This is a genomic window from Prosthecodimorpha hirschii (assembly GCF_001305515.1).
GTDB lineage: Bacteria > Pseudomonadota > Alphaproteobacteria > Rhizobiales > Ancalomicrobiaceae > Prosthecodimorpha > Prosthecodimorpha hirschii.
Genome location: NZ_LJYW01000001.1, coordinates 966,674 through 983,241, shown reverse-complemented (window position 1 = coordinate 983,241; position 16,568 = coordinate 966,674). Strand labels below are relative to the sequence as shown.

The 16,568-nt window shown below is 70.4% G+C and carries 17 protein-coding genes; 8 read left to right on the top strand and 9 right to left on the bottom strand.

Translation table 11 applies throughout. The features are described 5' to 3' along the window. Positions 1-184: 184 nt before the first annotated feature. From ABB55_RS04220 to ABB55_RS04195, 6 genes are read right to left on the bottom strand one after another with little or no spacing between them, the layout of a single operon-like run. On the bottom strand, positions 185-1,036 hold the full coding sequence (locus tag ABB55_RS04220; RefSeq protein WP_054357698.1) for an alpha/beta fold hydrolase: 852 nt from the start codon (positions 1,034-1,036) through the stop codon (positions 185-187). After that, the gene (locus ABB55_RS04215) at positions 1,033-1,425 is read right to left on the bottom strand and encodes a hotdog family protein (RefSeq protein WP_054357697.1); all 393 of its coding nucleotides are present in this window, start codon (positions 1,423-1,425) and stop codon (positions 1,033-1,035) included. Before ABB55_RS04215 ends, ABB55_RS04220 begins: the two co-directional genes overlap by 4 nt. Then, positions 1,422-1,811, bottom strand: a complete 390-nt coding sequence (locus ABB55_RS04210) for a MaoC/PaaZ C-terminal domain-containing protein (protein WP_054357696.1) — start codon at positions 1,809-1,811, stop codon at positions 1,422-1,424. Before ABB55_RS04210 ends, ABB55_RS04215 begins: the two co-directional genes overlap by 4 nt. Then, on the bottom strand, positions 1,808-3,352 hold the full coding sequence (locus ABB55_RS04205) for an AMP-binding protein (RefSeq protein WP_054357695.1): 1,545 nt from the start codon (positions 3,350-3,352) through the stop codon (positions 1,808-1,810). Before ABB55_RS04205 ends, ABB55_RS04210 begins: the two co-directional genes overlap by 4 nt. After that, positions 3,349-4,191, bottom strand: coding sequence for an enoyl-CoA hydratase/isomerase family protein (locus ABB55_RS04200; protein WP_244471964.1), 843 nt, complete (start codon positions 4,189-4,191; stop codon positions 3,349-3,351). Before ABB55_RS04200 ends, ABB55_RS04205 begins: the two co-directional genes overlap by 4 nt. Next, positions 4,188-4,817, bottom strand: coding sequence for a TetR/AcrR family transcriptional regulator (locus ABB55_RS04195; RefSeq protein ID WP_054357694.1), 630 nt, complete (start codon positions 4,815-4,817; stop codon positions 4,188-4,190). The genes ABB55_RS04200 and ABB55_RS04195 overlap by 4 nt, the downstream gene beginning before the upstream one ends. 230 nt (positions 4,818-5,047) lie before the next feature. On the opposite strand from ABB55_RS04195, the gene ABB55_RS04190 reads away from it, so the two are divergent. The 5 genes from ABB55_RS04190 (at position 5,048) to ABB55_RS04170 (ending at position 10,210) form a co-directional block, all read left to right on the top strand. Next, positions 5,048-6,283, top strand: coding sequence for a substrate-binding domain-containing protein (locus tag ABB55_RS04190; protein ID WP_083463335.1), 1,236 nt, complete (start codon positions 5,048-5,050; stop codon positions 6,281-6,283). 181 nt (positions 6,284-6,464) lie between these two features. After that, positions 6,465-7,265 carry an ABC transporter ATP-binding protein gene (locus ABB55_RS04185; RefSeq protein ID WP_054357693.1) on the top strand — a complete coding sequence of 267 codons (801 nt, stop codon included), beginning with the start codon at positions 6,465-6,467 and terminating at the stop codon, positions 7,263-7,265. Then, positions 7,262-7,987 (top strand): branched-chain amino acid ABC transporter ATP-binding protein, encoded by a 726-nt coding sequence (locus ABB55_RS04180; protein ID WP_054357692.1) that lies wholly within the window; start codon positions 7,262-7,264, stop codon positions 7,985-7,987. The genes ABB55_RS04185 and ABB55_RS04180 overlap by 4 nt, the downstream gene beginning before the upstream one ends. 10 nt (positions 7,988-7,997) lie before the next feature. Beyond that, positions 7,998-9,065, top strand: a complete 1,068-nt coding sequence (locus tag ABB55_RS04175; protein ID WP_083463334.1) for a branched-chain amino acid ABC transporter permease — start codon at positions 7,998-8,000, stop codon at positions 9,063-9,065. Positions 9,066-9,148: 83 nt separating this feature from the next. After that, entirely contained in the window at positions 9,149-10,210 is a 1,062-nt protein-coding gene (locus ABB55_RS04170) for a branched-chain amino acid ABC transporter permease (RefSeq protein ID WP_054357691.1), read from the top strand. A gap of 42 nt (positions 10,211-10,252) precedes the next feature. Here the strand turns inward: ABB55_RS04170 and ABB55_RS04165 are convergent, their stop codons facing one another. Next, on the bottom strand, positions 10,253-11,278 hold the full coding sequence (locus ABB55_RS04165) for an AraC family transcriptional regulator (RefSeq protein ID WP_054357690.1): 1,026 nt from the start codon (positions 11,276-11,278) through the stop codon (positions 10,253-10,255). 203 nt (positions 11,279-11,481) lie between these two features. Here ABB55_RS04165 and ABB55_RS04160 point away from each other — a divergent pair, with 203 nt between their 5' ends. Next, positions 11,482-12,018: a type III secretion system chaperone gene (locus ABB55_RS04160; protein WP_083463332.1), complete on the top strand. Its 537-nt coding sequence runs from the start codon at positions 11,482-11,484 to the stop codon at positions 12,016-12,018. 184 nt (positions 12,019-12,202) lie between these two features. After that, on the top strand, positions 12,203-13,117 hold the full coding sequence (locus tag ABB55_RS04155) for a hypothetical protein (protein WP_054357688.1): 915 nt from the start codon (positions 12,203-12,205) through the stop codon (positions 13,115-13,117). 268 nt (positions 13,118-13,385) lie between these two features. Here ABB55_RS04155 and ABB55_RS04150 read toward each other — a convergent pair whose 3' ends face one another. Both ABB55_RS04150 and ABB55_RS04145 read right to left on the bottom strand, forming a co-directional pair. Next, entirely contained in the window at positions 13,386-14,330 is a 945-nt protein-coding gene (locus ABB55_RS04150) for a 1-phosphofructokinase family hexose kinase (RefSeq protein ID WP_054357687.1), read from the bottom strand. A 97-nt stretch (positions 14,331-14,427) separates the two neighbouring features. Further along, positions 14,428-15,099 (bottom strand): CBS domain-containing protein, encoded by a 672-nt coding sequence (locus ABB55_RS04145; protein WP_054357686.1) that lies wholly within the window; start codon positions 15,097-15,099, stop codon positions 14,428-14,430. 276 nt (positions 15,100-15,375) lie between these two features. Between ABB55_RS04145 and ABB55_RS04140 the strand changes: the two genes are divergently transcribed. Continuing rightward, on the top strand, positions 15,376-16,299 hold the full coding sequence (locus ABB55_RS04140; protein ID WP_054357685.1) for an aldose epimerase family protein: 924 nt from the start codon (positions 15,376-15,378) through the stop codon (positions 16,297-16,299). Positions 16,300-16,568 lie beyond the last annotated feature (269 nt).

The following is a 16,568-nucleotide window of genomic DNA, read 5'->3' as shown; positions in this document are numbered from 1 at the left end:
GGAAACTAGCGATCCTGCCCGAACCGGTAAAGCGGAAAGGCGATTATGGGCGCGCAAATGTTCGGCATGGGCGCGTCGATATAGTTGCATCGACAGCATGTTGTCGGACGAACCACCATTGTGCCTCCACAATTTGTCTCTGCTGCATTGCAGCATGATGCGGGCGACGCATGACTTGAGGGCGTCATGGCTGCTGCTCCTGATCGCTCAGGGACGCGATGAATTCTGCCAGCACGCGATTGAAGGCGGCGGGCGCTTCGATCTGCGGCGCGTGGCCGGTGCCGTCGATCGCGACATGGCGGCCGCGCGGAAGCGCCTGCGCCAAGGCCGGCCCGACATCCGGGCGGTAGAGCCGGCTCTCGGCGCCGGAGACCACCAAGGCCGGACGATCGATCCGCGGCAGGGCGCTGCGGAAGTCGGTCACCGCCAGCGTCGACCAGAGCGACGCCATGGCGGCGCCGTCGGCGGCGGCGATCGCCTCGACGAAGCCGGCGAGGTCGGGCGTGTCGGTGCGCCGGCCGGGGGCGAACAGACGCTCGACCACCCGCTCGGCCTGACGCGGCCAGTTCGCCCGCATCGCCGCGCTGGCCCGCTCGACCTGGGCCGGCGTCAGGCCGCCGGCGAGGCCGTGGGTCCAGCCCGGCGCATCGAGGATGCGGGCGGTCATGTCGATCACGACGAGACCGGCGATCCGGGCCGGACCGAAGCGCGCGATCAGGTCGAAGGCGACGCTCGCCCCCATCGACCAGCCGACCAGGACGACGCCGTCGAGCCCGGCATCGTCGAGCCAGGTCGAGACCGCCGGCGCCAGGTCGGCGAAGACGACCGGCCGGCCCTCGGCGCGGGCGGCGCCGTGACCCGGCAGATCGAGGGCGATCAGGCGCCGGTCCGGCCCCGCCAGGGGCTCCTGCAACCGGAAGAACCCGCCATGGGTCGCCCAGCCGTGCAGGAACACGACCGGACGGCCGGACCCCAGGTCGAAACGGGTCGCGGCCGGGATCGGCGGCAGCGCGGCGGGCAGGGCGGACGCTCTCACGAGGCCTCCCGGTCTGGCGCGGGCTCGCGGCTGGCGACATCCTCGACATAGACCAGCGCCCGGCCGGTCGCGATCAGCCGGCCGTCGTCGCAGGTGACCGTGGTGGCGAGATCGCAGAGGTGCTTTTCCGGCCGCAGGCGCGTGATCTCGACGCTCGCCACCAGCGCGCGCGATGCCGGCGCGGCATGATGGAAGTCGAGCGACTGCTTCAGATAGTTGGTGCCGCGACCGGGCAGTTCGACGCCGAGCAGATGGGAGATCATGCCGGCGACGAGCGGCTCGGGCACGGTCGACGCGTCGGCCTCCGGCGCGCCGGCGAGGCGGTGGAAGGCGGCGATCTCGGCCGGTTCGAAGCGGCGCGAGACGGAGGCGCGGGCCCCGATTCTCATTGGCTCTCTCCCCAGGCGAACAGGGCCTCGCCGGCGAGGCCGCTCGCACCGTCCGCGATGCGCCGCACCGCGACCGCGAGGCGAAGCCCGGCCGCGTCGCGCCCGATCTCCGCGACCTCGATGCGGACCGGCTCGCCGGCGAAGGTCGGATGGGCGAAGACCAGCGTCTGGGCGACCTGCCGGCCGACCGGAAACCGGCTGCGGATCAGCCCCCAGACCTTGGCGTAGAGCAGCATGCCGTGCGACACGGTGCGGCCGAAGCGGGTGCGGGCCGAGAAGGCGGGATCGACATGGATCGGGTTGTCGTCGCCGGACACCTGCGCGAAGGCGTCGAAGTCGGCCTGGGTCGGCGTCCAGTCCAGCGTGAAGGCGGCGGGGCCGGTCATGATGCGGCCTCCGGGTTCAGGCTGCGGGCGAGCAGGTGCTTCTGTACCTTGCCGGCGGCGGTGCGCGGATAGTCTTCGACGATCGTCACGTATTTCGGCACCTTGTAGGCGGCGAGGCGCGCGCGGGCATGGGCGCGCAGGGCTTCGGCCTCCAGGCTGGCGCCCGGCCTGAGCCGGATGACGGCATGGCCGACCTCGCCCCAGCGCGCATCCGGCACGCCGACGACGGCGGCCTCCAGCACGGCCGGATGGGCGTCGAGCACCGCCTCGACCTCGGCCGGATAGACGTTCTCGCCGCCGGAGATGTACATCTCCTTGATCCGGCTCACGATATAGTAATAGCCGTCGGCATCGCGGCGGCCCACGTCGCCGGAGCGCAGCCAGCCGCCGGGCGCGAAGGCGGCCTCGGTGGCTGGGGCGTTGCCGAAATAGCCGGGCGTCACGGCCGGGCCGCGGAACAGAAGTTCGCCGACGCTTCCGTCGGGCAGGTCGGCCCCGTCCGGCCCGACGACGCGGACCTCGGCCAGCACCTGCGGCTTGCCGACCGAGCCGATCTTGCTCGGCGCCCGCTCCGGATCCATCAGGAACACGGTCGGGCCGGTCTCGGTCATGCCCATGCCGTTGCAGACTCGGGCGCCGCGATCGAGGAAGCGCCGGATCAGCGGTTCGGGCAGGGGCGCGCCGCCGCAGCCCCAATGGCGCAGCCGCGACACGTCGAGCCGGTCGAAATCCGGGTGCAGCGCGATCGCCTGATAGAGCGCCGGGACGCCGAAGAACAGCGTCAGCCGCCCGTCCGCGATCAGCCGGACCGTCGCGTCGACATCGAAGCGCGGCATGATCAGGCTGGCGGCGCCCCACAGGAAGACCGGCAGGGCGTGCAGGTTGATGCCGGCGGTGTGGAACAGCGGCAGCACGTTGAGCGTGACGTCGGTCTCGCGCAATTGCGTCGCCTGGGCGATGTTGACCGCATTGGCGAGCGCCATGCCGGCGGTCTGGATCACGGCCTTCGGCCGGCCGGTGGTGCCGGAGGTGTAGAGCAGATACCAGACCCGGTCGGCCGGCCAACCGGGCAGCGCCGGCCCGCCAGGCAGCGCCGGCCAGCCGGGCAGGGTGCCGGCTGGGGCCTCCGGCGCCGCGGCGGCCATCGCGGCCTCCAGATCGGCGAAGGACAGGCGTTCGATCGGGCCGAGCGCCGCGGCGAGTTCCGCCGTCGCGGCGTCGTGGATCAGAAGGCCGGCGCCGCAATCCTCGATGATCGGGATTAGTTCGGCCGGCGTCTGGCGCCAGTTGAGCGGCACCAGAATGGCGCCCGTGCGGGCGGCGGCGAACAGGATCTCGAAGAAGCGCGCCTGATTGTGGCACAGCACCGCGACCCGGGCGCCGTCGACGAGGCCGCGGGCGCGCAGGACGGCGGCGATGCGGTCCGTCGCCGCGTCGACCTCGGCGAAGGTGGCGCGGCGGCCGGTGGCGAGCTCCTCGAAGGCGAGGCGGTCGGGGGTCAGTTCGGCGCGGCGGCGGGCGAAATCCGGGATCGGCGTCATGGCTCGACCTTCTGGATGCGCGGGGCGTTCAGGAAGCGGGCGAGGCCGGCATCGACGGCGGCCTCGTCGACCATGTCGAGGAAGCGGGCCTTCTCGGCGGCGAGGCGCGTCGCGATCGCGGCGGTCGCCTCGGCCGGCATCAGCAGTTCGCGCGTCGCCAGGATCGCGCCGGCCTCGTGGCCGGCGAGCGTCGCCAGCCAGCCGTCGACGGTCGGGTCGAGCGCGTCCGGATCGACCGCCGCGGTGACGATGCCGAGCCGGGCGGCCTCGTCGGCATCGACATGGCGGTTGAGGAGCTGGATTTCGCGCGCCCGCGCCATGCCGATCCGGTCGGGCAGCAGGGCGGTCCAGCCGCCGTCGGGGGCGAAGCCGACCGCGACATAGTAGGGCGCCAGGAAGGCGGTGCGGCTCATGGCGGCGAGATCGCAGGCGAGCACCAGCCCGAGCGCGCCGCCGGTGACCGGCCCCTGGACGCGCGCGATGGTCGGGAAGGGCAGCTCGATCAGCGCCAGGATGGCGCGGTTGAGGCCGCCGACGAGCCGGTCCGCATAGGCCCGGCGCTGGCCGCGCGGCACGGCGGCGAAGCCGGCGAGGTCGCCGCCGGTCGAGAAGCTGCGGCCGTCCGCGGCCAGTACGAGGGCATCGAGCGAGGCGCCGGCGATGCGATCGAGCGCGGCGACGAGACCATCGACCAGCTCCGGCACCAGGGCATTGTGCCGGGCCGGGCGGGCCAGCGTCAGGCGCGCCACGGCGCCGGTCACGTCGAGCCGGACGAGATCGCTCGCGCTTGGCGGGACGAGGTCGCTGGCGCTGAGCCGGACGAGATCGCTGGCGCTCACCGGGCGCCTCCCGCCGACTGCGGCGACAGGCCGTGAGCGATCAGGTCGTAGCCGGCGGCGGCGATCTCCTCGAGCGAGGCCTGGTCGTCCCACAGCGCGTAGCGCTGGCCGACCATGTCGGCGATGCCCATCAGCGCCCAGGCGCGCACGCCGGAATGGCCGGGGCTGATCTCGCCGCGCTCGACGGCGGCCTTCAGGACCTCCTCATAGGCGGCCGCGAAATCGTCGTAGTAGCGCCGGTAGGCCTCGAAATCGACGAACTGGGCCTCGGCGACGATGCGGTAGAGGTCCGGATTGTCGCGCACGAAGCGCAGGAAGGCGACGAGGCCGAGCCGTTCGGCCTCCAGCCGGTCGGCCGCGCCGGTCGTCGCCTGGGTCAGGAAATGCCGGAGCCGCCGGCCCATGCGCAGCACGAGTTCGCGCAGCACCTCCTCCTTGGAGCGGAAGTAGACGTAGAAGGTGCCCTGCGCGACGCCGGCCTCCTGGGTGATGCCGGCCACCGAGGCATCCGCGAAGCCGCGCCGTCCGATCTCGCGGATGGCCGCGTCGATCAGCTTCTGCCGGGTCGCTTCGCCGCGCGAGGTCTTCGGCCTCGGCAGCGGCGCTTCGCTCGCGCGCTCCTGCATCCTATCGTCTCTCTCCCGGCCGGCGGTCTCTCCCGGACCCTTCGGCGCGCCCGACCTTGACGGCCGAACAGGGTAACGATAGCTTCACCTGAAACATGACTCAAGTGTCAAATCTGGTCCGAAAGCGAACGGCCCGAGGCGACGCGAAAGCCGCAAGGGCATGAGTCCGAACCGAGGAAATGCGAGCCGCATCCAGGCGTTGCGCCGGCGGCTCGATCCGGGAGGTGAATATGTCCGCTCGCTGGTCCGCACTCCGCATCCCCGCCAAGACCGCGCCGCTCGGCGCGGCCGTCGCCGCCGCCCTGCTGGGCTCGGCCGCCGTCTTCGCCGCGCCGGCCGCCGCCAAGGAGATCAAGGTCTGCCTGATCGCCGGCAAGACCGGCGCGCTCGAGGCCTACGCCAAGCAGACCGAGAACGGCTTCATGATGGGGCTGGAATTCCTGACCAAGGGCACGATGCAGGTCGGCGCCGACAAGCTGACCGTGCTGGTCAAGGACGACCAGCTGAAGCCCGACCGCGGCAAGTCGCTCCTGGAGGAATGCTACGGCGACGACAAGGCCGACGTGGCCGTCGGCACCACCGGCTCCCCGATCGCGCTGGCCATGCTGCCGGTCGCCGAGGAGTTCAAGAAGGTGCTGATCGTCGAGCCGGCGGTCGCCGATTCGATCACCGGTGAGAAGTGGAACCGCTACGTGTTCCGCACCGGCCGGTCCTCCACGCAGGACGCCTATGCGGCCGCGGCCGCGATTCCGGCCGGCGAGGAGGTCTCGATCGGCATGATGGCGCTCGACACCGCCTTCGGCCGCGACGGCGTCGCCGCCTTCAAGGAGGCGCTGGCCGCCATCCGCCCGAAGGCGAAGATCGTCTCGGAGGAATATGCCGCTGGCAATACGGCCGACTTCGCGCCCTCCGCCGAGCGCCTGTTCGGCGCCCTGAAGGAGAAGCCCGGCAAGCGCGTGATCGCCTTCATCTGGGCCGGCGCCCATCCGCTCGCCAAGTTCGTCGACATGAAGCCCGAGCGCTTCGGCATCGCGCTGGCGCCGGGCGGCAACATCCTGCCGGCGATGGCGGCCTGGAAGGCCTTCGCGGGCACCGAGGGCGGCATCTACTACTATTACGGCTTCCCGAAGAACCCGCAGAACGACTGGCTGAAGCCCGAATATCAGAAGCGCTTCGGCGCCCCGCCGGACTTCTTCGTCGCCGGCGGCTTCTCGGCCGCCGCGGCCCTCGTCGCCGGCCTGACCAAGGCCGGATCGGCCGACAGCGAGAAGCTGATCGCCGCCATGGAGGGCCTCGCCTTCGAGACCCCGAAAGGCACGATGACCTTCCGCAAGGAGGACCATCAGGCCATGCAGGACATGTATCACTGGCGCATCAAGGCCGGCGCGACCGATACCGACCTGCTCGAATGGGTCGCCACCATCCCGGCCAAGGACCTGCCGGTCCCGATCAAGAACAAGCGCTGAGCGGTGCCGTCGCCGGGTGCGGTCCGCAGGATCGCGCCCGGGTCGGCAGCCGATGCCGCGCCTTGCCGGCGGAGCCCGTGCCGGTCGCGCATGGGAACCCGTGGCGCGGCCGAGTCCGGCCGTCGCCGGTGGCGCCTTGATGCCGCTTCGACCCTTGCCTCCCAACCCCGATCGGTTCTCGATGCCCGTCCTCGAAACCCATGACCTGACCGTGCGCTTCGGCGGCCATGTTGCCGTCGACGGCGTGACGGCGTCCTTCGAGGCCGGCACCCTGACGGCGATCGTGGGGCCGAACGGGGCCGGCAAGACGACCTATTTCAATCTGATCTCCGGCCAGATCCGGGCGAGCGCCGGTCGGGTCGTGCTCAACGGGCGCGATCTCTCCGGCGCCGGGACGGCGGCGCGCGCGCGCGCCGGGCTCGGCCGCGCCTTCCAGCTGACCAACCTCTTTCCCAATCTCAGCGTGCGCGAGAATGTCCGCCTCGCCGTGCAGGCCCATGCCGGCGGCGGCGGCTCGATGCTGTCGCTCGCCTCCGGCCATCGCGACTGGATCGCCAAGGCCGACCGGATCCTGGCCGAGGTCCATCTGGAGGCCGCCGCCGGGCAGCCCGCCGCCGCGCTCAGCCATGGCGACAAGCGCAAGCTCGAAGTCGCGATCATGATGGCGCTGGAGCCGATGGTCTACATGTTCGACGAGCCGACCGCCGGCATGTCGGTCGACGAGGTACCGGTGGTGCTCGACCTGATCCGCCGCCTGAAGGAACGCCGCGACAAGACCATCCTGCTGGTCGAGCACAAGATGGACGTGGTCCGCTCGCTCGCCGACCGCATCGTCGTGCTGCATCAGGGCCGCCTGGTCGCCGACGGCGAGCCCGGCGCCGTGATCGCCTCGCCGATCGTGCAGGAGGCCTATCTGGGCGTCGCCGCGCCGGCTGCCGCCGCAACCCCGGCCGCCCCGGCCGGCAGGGAGGGGGCGCGATGACCGCCGACTTGGTCCGGCTCGAGGGCGTCCACACCCATATCGGCCAGTATCACATCCTGCAGGGCGTCGACCTCGTCGTGCCGGAGGGCGAACTGACGGTCCTGCTCGGCCGCAACGGCGCCGGCAAGACGACGTGCCTCAGGACCATCATGGGGTTGTGGCAGCCGAGCGCCGGCCGGCTGACCTGGCGCGGGCGCGAGATCGGCGGCTGGGCGACGCCCGACATCGCCCGCCTCGGCATCGCCTATGTGCCGGAAAGCATGGGCATCTTCGCCGATCTGACGGTCGCCGAGAACATGGTGCTGGCGGCCCGCGCGGGACGGCCCGACCCCCGGCGGCTCGACTGGATCTTCGGCTTCTTCCCGGCGCTCCGGAAATTCTGGGACTTTCCGGCCGGCGTGCTGTCCGGCGGGCAGAAGCAGATGCTGTCGATCGCCCGCGCGGTGATCGAGCCGCGCGACCTGATCCTGGTCGACGAGCCGACCAAGGGCATCGCCCCGGCGATCATCGAGGCCATGATCGGCGCCTTCCGCGAGCTGAAGCGCGGCGGCACCACGATCCTACTGGTCGAGCAGAATTTCCGTTTCGCCGCCAGCCTGGGCGACGGCGTCGCCGTGATGGATGACGGCCGCATCGTCCATGCCGGCCGGATGGCCGATCTCGCCGCCGACGCCGCGCTGCAGACGCGGCTGCTCGGCCTCTCGCTCGACCAGCACCAGTGAGGCCGGCCCGATGAGCGAAACCCTGTCCGACCCGACCGCTTCCGCCGGTTCCGCCGCCGCTTCCGCCTCCGCATCGGCCGTGCCCGTGGAGCCGATCCCGCGCCTGCCGCACGACCGGCTGCCGCTCCTGATCCTGCCGGTCATCGCCGGCGTCTCCTTCCTGCTGATCGGCGACCCGACCACCTGGATCACGCTGACGCTGGCCGGTCTCGCCATGGGGATGATGATCTTCGTCATCGCCTCCGGGCTGACGCTGGTCTTCGGCCTGATGGACGTGCTCAATTTCGGCCATGGCGCCTTCATCTCGGTCGGCGCCTATCTGGCCATGACGGCGCTGATCCCGCTCGCCGGCTGGGTCCAGGTCGACGATCTGGCGCTCAATCTCGCCGCGCTCGGGATCGCCGCCGGCGTCGCCATGGCCGGCACGGCGGCGCTCGGCTACGCCTTCGAGCGGGTCATCGTGATGCCGGTCTACGGCCAGCATCTGAAGCAGATCCTGGTCACCATGGGCGGGCTGATCATCGCCGAGCAGATGATCCATGTCGTCTGGGGCGGCGAGCAGAAGTCGATGGCGCTGCCGGCCGGCCTGCGCGGCGCGATCCTGTTCGGCGATGTGGCGGTCGAGAAGTTCCGCCTGGTCGCGGTCGGCGTCGGCCTGGTCGTCTTCCTCGGCATGGTGCTGGTCCTGAACCGCACCCGGCTCGGGCTTCTGATCCGCGCCGGCGTCGAGAATGTCGAGATGGTCGAAGCGCTCGGCTACCGGGTCAAGCGGCTGTTCGTGATGGTCTTCGCGGCCGGCTCGGCGCTGGCCGGGCTCGGCGGCACGCTCTGGGCCTTCTACCGCGAGACCATGACGGCGGCGCTCGGCTCGGAGGTGATGGTGATGGTTTTCATCGTGATCATCATCGGCGGGCTCGGCTCGGTCGGCGGCTGCTTCCTCGGCGCGCTCCTGGTCGCGCTGACCGCCAACTATGTCGGCTTCCTGGCGCCCAAGATCGCGCTCGCCTCCAACATCCTGCTGATGGCCGGCATCCTGCTCTGGCGCCCGAACGGGCTCTATCCGGTCGCCAAGCGCTAGGGGTTCGATCGAGACGGATGGCTCCCATCCGTCTCGTGAATCCGAACCACTGACTCTTGATCACCAGACGGGGGACGGCACCGATGATCTCGCTTCTTTCCGGCGACCGGCCGCGCTCGGCGGTCCTGTCGGTCATTCTCCTGGCCATCCTGGTCGTGCTGGCCGCGGCGCCCTTCGCCTTCCCGGGCGCGCAGGCGCTCAACACGGCGGCCAAGATCTGCGTCTTCGTGATTCTGGTGGCGAGCTACGACCTGCTGATCGGCTATGCCGGCATCGTCTCCTTCGCCCACACCATGTTCTACGGCATCGGCGGCTACGGGGTCGGCCTCGCGCTCTACGGCTGGGGCGCGACCTGGGTGTCGGTCTTCGGCGGGCTCGCCCTGGCGCTCGGGCTCGGCATCGTGCTGGCGCTGGCGATCGGCCTGTTCTCGCTGCGGGTGCGGGCGATCTTCTTCGCCATGATCACGCTCGCGGTCGCCTCCGCCTTCGCGATCCTCGCCTCGCAGCTGTCGGGCTTCACCGGCGGCGAGGACGGCCGCTCCTTCCGGGTGCCGCCGGAACTCCGGCCGGCCTTCAAGCTGTTCGAAGAGCCCGTGCTCGGCCTCGACATCACCGGCAAGGTGCTGACCTACTACATCCTGTTCGCGACCGCGCTGGCGCTGTTCCTGCTCGCGCTGCGCGTCGTCAACTCGCCCTTCGGCAGCGTCCTCAAGGCGATCCGCGAGAACGATTTCCGCACCGAGGCGCTCGGCTATCGCACCGTCGTGTTCCGCACCAAGGTCAATTGCCTCGCCGCCGCCATGGCGGTCGTCGCCGGCGGCCTGAACGCGCTCTGGCTGCGCTATACCGGCCCGGACACCACGCTCTCCTTCGCCATCATGCTCGACATCCTGCTGATGGTCGTCATCGGCGGCATGGGCACGCTCTACGGCGCGGTGATCGGCGCCACGCTGTTCATCGTCGCGCAGAACTACCTGCAGAAGCTGATGGCCGTCGGCGCCGCCGCGACCGAGGGCATCCCGCTCGTGCCGCACCTGATCCACCCCGACCGCTGGCTGCTTTGGCTCGGCATCCTGTTCGTCGCCAGCGTCTATTTCTTCCCGACCGGCATCGTCGGCCGCTTCCGCAAGGCGGGGCCGCATTGAGGCCGGCGCCATTGCTCCAGGCGCGGCGGTACCCTCACGCCGTCAGCGGAAGCTCTCCGAGACGGCCCGGGTCCTCAGCCAGTCGTTGACGGCGGCCATCGACAGGCCGAGATCGTGATGACCATCGCCGTCGGGCTCCTGCGCCTTTCGCCGTGACGCCCGGAAATCGCGCGGCGCCACGCCGAAGGTCTGGCGGAACAATCGGCTGAAGGCGCTGTAGTTGGTGAAGCCATAGCGGTTTGCGAGCACGAGGATGCGCTTGTTCTCGCTGCCCGTCCGGGCCAGGAGCGTGGCCATGCGGGCGAGGCGGCGCTGGGTGATGTAATTCGAAACGCCGCCGAGCGGTTCGAACAGGCGATAGAGCGAGGCGCGCGACAGACCGAAGGCCTGCGTCAGGGCGTCGACGTTCAGATCGGGATTGCCGAGTTCCTGCTCGATCCGCGCCAGGATCAGCGACCGCAGGCCGCAGCGCAGAGCGTGCCGGATCTCCGTCTGGGCTTCCGGCGCCGGGCCGATGCAAGCCCCGGCCAGCGCCGTCGTCACGGCCGCCGCTTCCGCCGCCGTCTCCGCGGCGAAGGCGGGAGCGCGCATCTTCAATTCGACGAGATGGTTGAACACGATCCGCCCGATCCGGCTCTCGCGACGGATGACGAGACCATGGGCATGGTCGAGCGTCCGGACCAGGGGACGGATGCGCCCGCGCGGGATGATCAGCGAGAGGTTGGAGACGGTCTCCGCCTCGATCGCGAGCGGCCGGGTCAGATCGTAGACGAGCACGTCGCCGGCCCGGATCAGACGGATCTGTCCCTCGATCCGGCAGCGATAATCGGCGCCGACATAGGCTTGCACCACGACATCGTCGAGCCCGGCGGACGCCACGACGGCGTTGTCGCGCACGATCGTGCTGCGCATCGCCTCGCTGCCGCCGATGCTCAGCCCGTCGAAGAAGGTGCTGTGCACCATGGCGGTAAAGCGGGAACGATCCTCCGGCGACGACAGTTCCCACCGGAACATCGGCAGGATCGCCGCGCGCATCGCCTCGAAGCCGTCGGCCGATCCCTCCGGCACGATGGTTCTGAAACTGACCGTCCCAGTCAAAGTGACGCCCCCCGGCATCGGCTTGCAAAGCTTGACGGCGACGATAATTCCGAAATTCCACGGTCGTCGCGGGAAAACTTTGCGTCACGTCTCAATCGGCGGTCGGCCGATACAAATCGACCCACCGACCGGCTTAGGATGCGCGCCTGGGTTTCGAACGCGGTGGAGATTGCATGAGCCAAGGTGTTGCGGGCGACACGGTGGCATTGCCGACAGCCGTCACGCTGGTTCTGGCCGAGTTCGGGGACCTCGTCGGCATTCCCGGAATGATGTTCGATGCGAAGGGGCGATGCGTACTGGAGGTCGAGGCGCAGGAGGTCGTGCTCGGTCATCAGCGTCATGCCGATGCGCTCCTGCTGCAAGCCGTGGTCGGCCTCATTCCGGCCGGCCCGAAGTCGAACCTCTATGCGGCGCTGCTGGTGATGAACCACGCCGTCACCGCGCAGGGCTTTGGCGCGCTCAGCATCGACGCAGCCGATGGCTTGATCCACTGGTCCGACCGCCTGGAGGTCCGCAATCTCACCGCCGGCATGCTGTTGGATCGGGTCATCCGGGGCGCGCGCCAGGCGAAGACCGTGTCGGCGGAGATCGACCGTCTGCTGGACGACAACGATGCCGGCGCGGCAGCCGAAGCCAATGCGGCAGTTGACGCGGCGCCGGTCGCGCCGAAGGCGCAGGACTACGAACCGATGATCATCTACCGGGTCTGAGGCGACCGGGCGGCGCCCGCTGCGGTCGCCTGCGGCGCGCCCGGGAACCGGCCCGGCAGCATTCGCCACGTGCCGGGCCGGGAGCGCCACCCGAGGTGACGCGAGACGGACAGCCTGGCCGGCAGGATATCAACGTCCGCAGCCTCCCGCCGGGTCGTCATCAAATGTCGAGGGGGACCGAACCATGCAGATCAACAACGCCCTTCTGAATTCGATCCAGTCCAATACGGCGACATCCGGCTTCCTGTCGGTCGACAAGAACAGCCTGTCCAGTGCCAAGGTCGAGGGCACGAAGAACTATGCCGTCGCCTGGCTGAAGAGCATGACGTCGAGCGAGGGGCGCATGCAGAACCTGAGCACCAAGCAGGCCTTTCTGACAGCCCTCGAATCCGAGTTTCCATCCATGCTGCGGGCGGGACGCGATCGCATCGAAGCGGCCATCGGAATGAACAGTTCGAGGCCGCTCGACATCGACACGGCCAAACGCCTGATCGCCCAAGGCCTGGATCCGAAGGCGAAGACCGAGAGCGAGGTGAGGGCCGCGCACAAGAATCTCGCGAAGGACTACTGCGGCCTGACCCGGTCGACGATGGATGGCAATGCCGGCGCCCAATGCATGGATGCCATCGAGATCGCCGCCAAGCGGACCGGCCTCACGGCCATCCTCGATACCGTCTCGCGGGAGGTCCAGAAGCGTAATGGCGTCACAAGCGAGGAACTGATCGGCCATGCCAGCATGGGCAACACGCTGGCGATCCTGACCGGGCTGCCCAGCAAGTCTGAAATGACCAAGATTTCCAATGCGCTGACGAAGGAACTCGGCCTCATTCATGCCGAATCCAAGCATCGGAATGCCGACAACAAGATGGGGGCGGCCGAGTTCGGCAGCCGAGTGGACGATTTCGTCGCCAGCAAGCTCGAGAAGAAGTTTCAGGAGATTTCCGACAAGATCGCGGATGTGATCAAAAAGGACGGCCTCGGCGAAGCCGGGATGAAAAAGATCGAAAACATCCTCGATCGCTATTCCGGTAAATTCCTGCAGCCCAAGGAACAGGTCTGGGTCGACGATTTCCAGGTCGACAGAAATTTCTACAAGTGACCTTGCCCCCAGGAGCGCAGCCGTTCGCCGTGCGGCGGCGGCGGCGGCGGAGGGGCCTCGAAGTGGCGATGCCGGTCTTCAGGATCGACTGACCCGAGAGCTCAGTCGATCGGGTCGACGCGGATGACGAACTCGACCACGCCCCAGGCGAAGAGCACCGTCAGGAAGCGCAGCGCGGTGGCGGGGTCGAGGGCGAAATCCATGGGCACGGTATCCGATGGCGAGCCGTCATGATGGCACGATGACGGCAAGCTGACAAATCCCGCCGTCACGCCCGGCTGCGGCCGATTCCCGCGGGGGCGGGGCCATGGATGCGCTCGACATCGGCGAACTGGCAGAGCCGGGTGCCGGGTTTCGAGACGGCGGCCGCGCCCGCCGCCACGCCCCAGGCCAGGGCCTCGCCGGGTGCATCGCCGCGGTCGAGCGACCAGACCAGCGCGGCCAGGAAGCTGTCGCCGGCGCCGACGGTGGAGACGGCCTGCACCGGCGGTGCGGCCCGGCGCCAGAGGCCGTCCGCCCCGATCAGGACGGCGCCGTCGCCGCCGAGCGAGACCGCGACGCGGCGGACCTTGCCTTCCGCGATCAGGGCGCGGGCGATCCGCTCCTGGTCGGCCGGATCGGCGAGATCGCGGCCGGCCAGGCTCTCCAGTTCCGACAGGCTGACCTTGAGAAGGTCGACGGTGCCGCTGGCGACCGCTGCCGGCAGCGCCTCGCCGGACGTGTCGACCGCGACCGGAATGCCGCGCGCCTGAGCCCGGCGGCCGATGTCGCCCATCACCGAGCCGGGCAGGCCCGGCGGCAGGCTGCCGCTGACGACCAGGCGGGTCGCCGGGATCGTGTCGATCAGCGCCAGCACCTCGTCGATCTCGGCGGGCGAGACCGGCGGGCCGGCCAGCACGAAACGGAACTCGTGGCCGGTGCGGCGCTCGAACACGACGTGATTGATCCGCGTCCGGCCGGCGGTCTCGACCAGCCGGTGCGGCACGCCCTCCTGGTCGAGGAGTTCGCCGAGCAGGTTGCCGGTGACCCCGCCGGCCAGCGCGACCGCGACGACCGGCGCGCCGAAATTGTGCAGGACGCGGGCGACGTTGATGCCGCCGCCGCCCGGATCGTAGCGGTCGTTGATCGTCCTGACCTTGTGGTTCGGCCGGATCTGCTCGGTCTCGCTCCACAGATCGATCGCCGGATTGAGGGTCAGGGTGACGGTGGTCATCGGGTCTCCGTATCGAAGCGGACCGGCGGCGCGCGGCCGTCGGTCGTCTCCGGGCCGAGACTAGACGGATTCGGGCGGCGTCCGCCAATGCCCACGATCAGGGCCGCAGCACGCGCAGGTGATCGACCAGTTCGCCGACCCCGGGCGTGTTCTCGACCGCGACGCGCGCGGCGAGACGCTCGGCCTCCGTGGTCACCGAGCCCCAGAGATGGGCGGTGCCGTCCGCGACCGTGACGTTCAGCAGGGTGTCGGAGATGCCGGTGTCGTGCACCCGCTTCAGCGCGTCGGTGCGGATCTGCGCGTCGTTGCCGGCCGGCGGCGCGGCGGGGCGCGCGGTGATCAGGCCGCGCAGCAGGTCGGCCCGGCTGACGATGCCGACCAGGCGGCCGTCGCGCACGACCGGCACGCGCTTGATCCGGTTGTCCTCCAGGAGGCGCGCGATCTCGCGCAGTTCGGTCTCTTCCGTGACGGTGATCAGGCTCGTGCTCATGATCTCGGCGGCGCGGCGCCCGTGACTGCGGACATAGTCGAGCGCGCGGTCCTCGGTGGTGCGCAGCAGCTCGAGCCACCAGGAGGGACGCGGCTCCGTGCCGGTCTCGACGCGGCGAATCAGATCGCCCTCGCTGACGATGCCGACCAGCGTGCCGTCCGGATCGACCACCGGGACCGCGCTGATGCGCCGGTCGAGCAGCAGGCCCGCAATGGCGTCGATGGTGGTTTCCGGCGTGACCGTGATCACGCCCGTGGTCATGATATCCTTGGCCCTCATGGGCTTCATCCTCCGTCCGTCTCCGGCGCCCCCGCCGGAGTGACCGGAATCTGACAGACTGGGCGCTTTCGGCGTTGATCCCGATCAACGGCCGGCCCGGTCGCAAGGCGGCTTGCCCGAACGGCCGGCCTGGGGCAGGACCGGGGGCGCCGGGGCGAGGGTGCGGGGCGGGGGGCCGGGACGGTTCGCCGCGGGGCGCGGGCGGAATCCGGAACAGGGCCCGGACGGATGGAGCCCTCCATGCCGGTCGGGCCGAAACGAGGCGGGGAGGCGGACATGCACATCCGGGCGGGCGGCTATGCGGCGGAGATCCGCCCGGCGGCCGGCGGTCTGCTGCACCGGCTGACGGCCGCGCAGGGCGGCGGCGCGGTCGACCTGCTGCATGCGCCGGCCGGCGTCGCGCCGTCGACCGCAAGCCCGAACCTGTTCGGCCTCTGGCCGCTGGTGCCCTTCGCCAACCGGGCCTTCGGCGGCCGCGTCGAGGCGGACGGCATCGCCTTCCGGGTGGCGCTCAACGATCCCGGCGGCGGCGCGGCGATCCACGGCTTCGGCTGGCAGGCCGACTGGGCGGTCGTCGCGGCCGGGACCGACCATGTCGTCCTGGAGCATCGGCGCGATGCCAGCCCCGATACTGACCACCCCGATCCCGACCACCCCGATCCCTACCGGTATGTCGCACGGGAGCGCTTCGCGCTGTCGGAGGCCGGATTGCGGGTCGATCTCACGGTCGTCAACACGGCGACCCAGCCGCTGCCCTTCGGGCTCGGCCTGCATCCCTGGTTCCCGTGCGATCCCGATACCCGCCTGACGATGCGGGCCGGCGGCGCCCTGCGCCTCGGACCCGGCTATCGCGCCATCGGGCACGGTCCGGTCCCGGCGGAGCTCGATTTCGCGGCCGGTGCCCACGTCCATCGCGGGCAGGAGGTGGTGGCGAGCTATACCGGCTGGGACGGTACGGCACGCCTCGACTACCCGGCCCGCGGCTTCGCGATCCGGATTGCCGCCGATGCGGACCTCGCGGCGCCGCTGCTCTGGGCGCCGCCGGATGCCGAATTCGTCTGTCTCGAACCACAGACCCACGCCATCGGCGCGCCGAGCGAAGCCGCCGCGCGCGCCGTGACGCCGCTGCGCATCCTGGCGCCGGGGGCGTCCTGGACGGTCTCGATGACGATAGCGCTGGAACCGATCCCGCGCGCCTGACGGCGGCGCGGGCGGCGGCCGGGACCCGATCGCCGATGGCCGGGACCCGGTCGCCGGTGGCCGTGCCACGGTGGCCAGCAGCCGGCCGCGGGCCGGCGCCCGATGCTCGGCCGTGACGCTCCGTGAGCCTGTGGCGGGCCGCCACAGGTGCGGCGCCGCAGCTGTGGCGTCCGCCACGGTCCGGGCAGGCTCGCCGCGGTTCGGGCGGCGCGCAATTGCCTGTCCGTTCAAGGGCGGCGGGCCGGGCCGGGACTGGCACGGCGATTGCC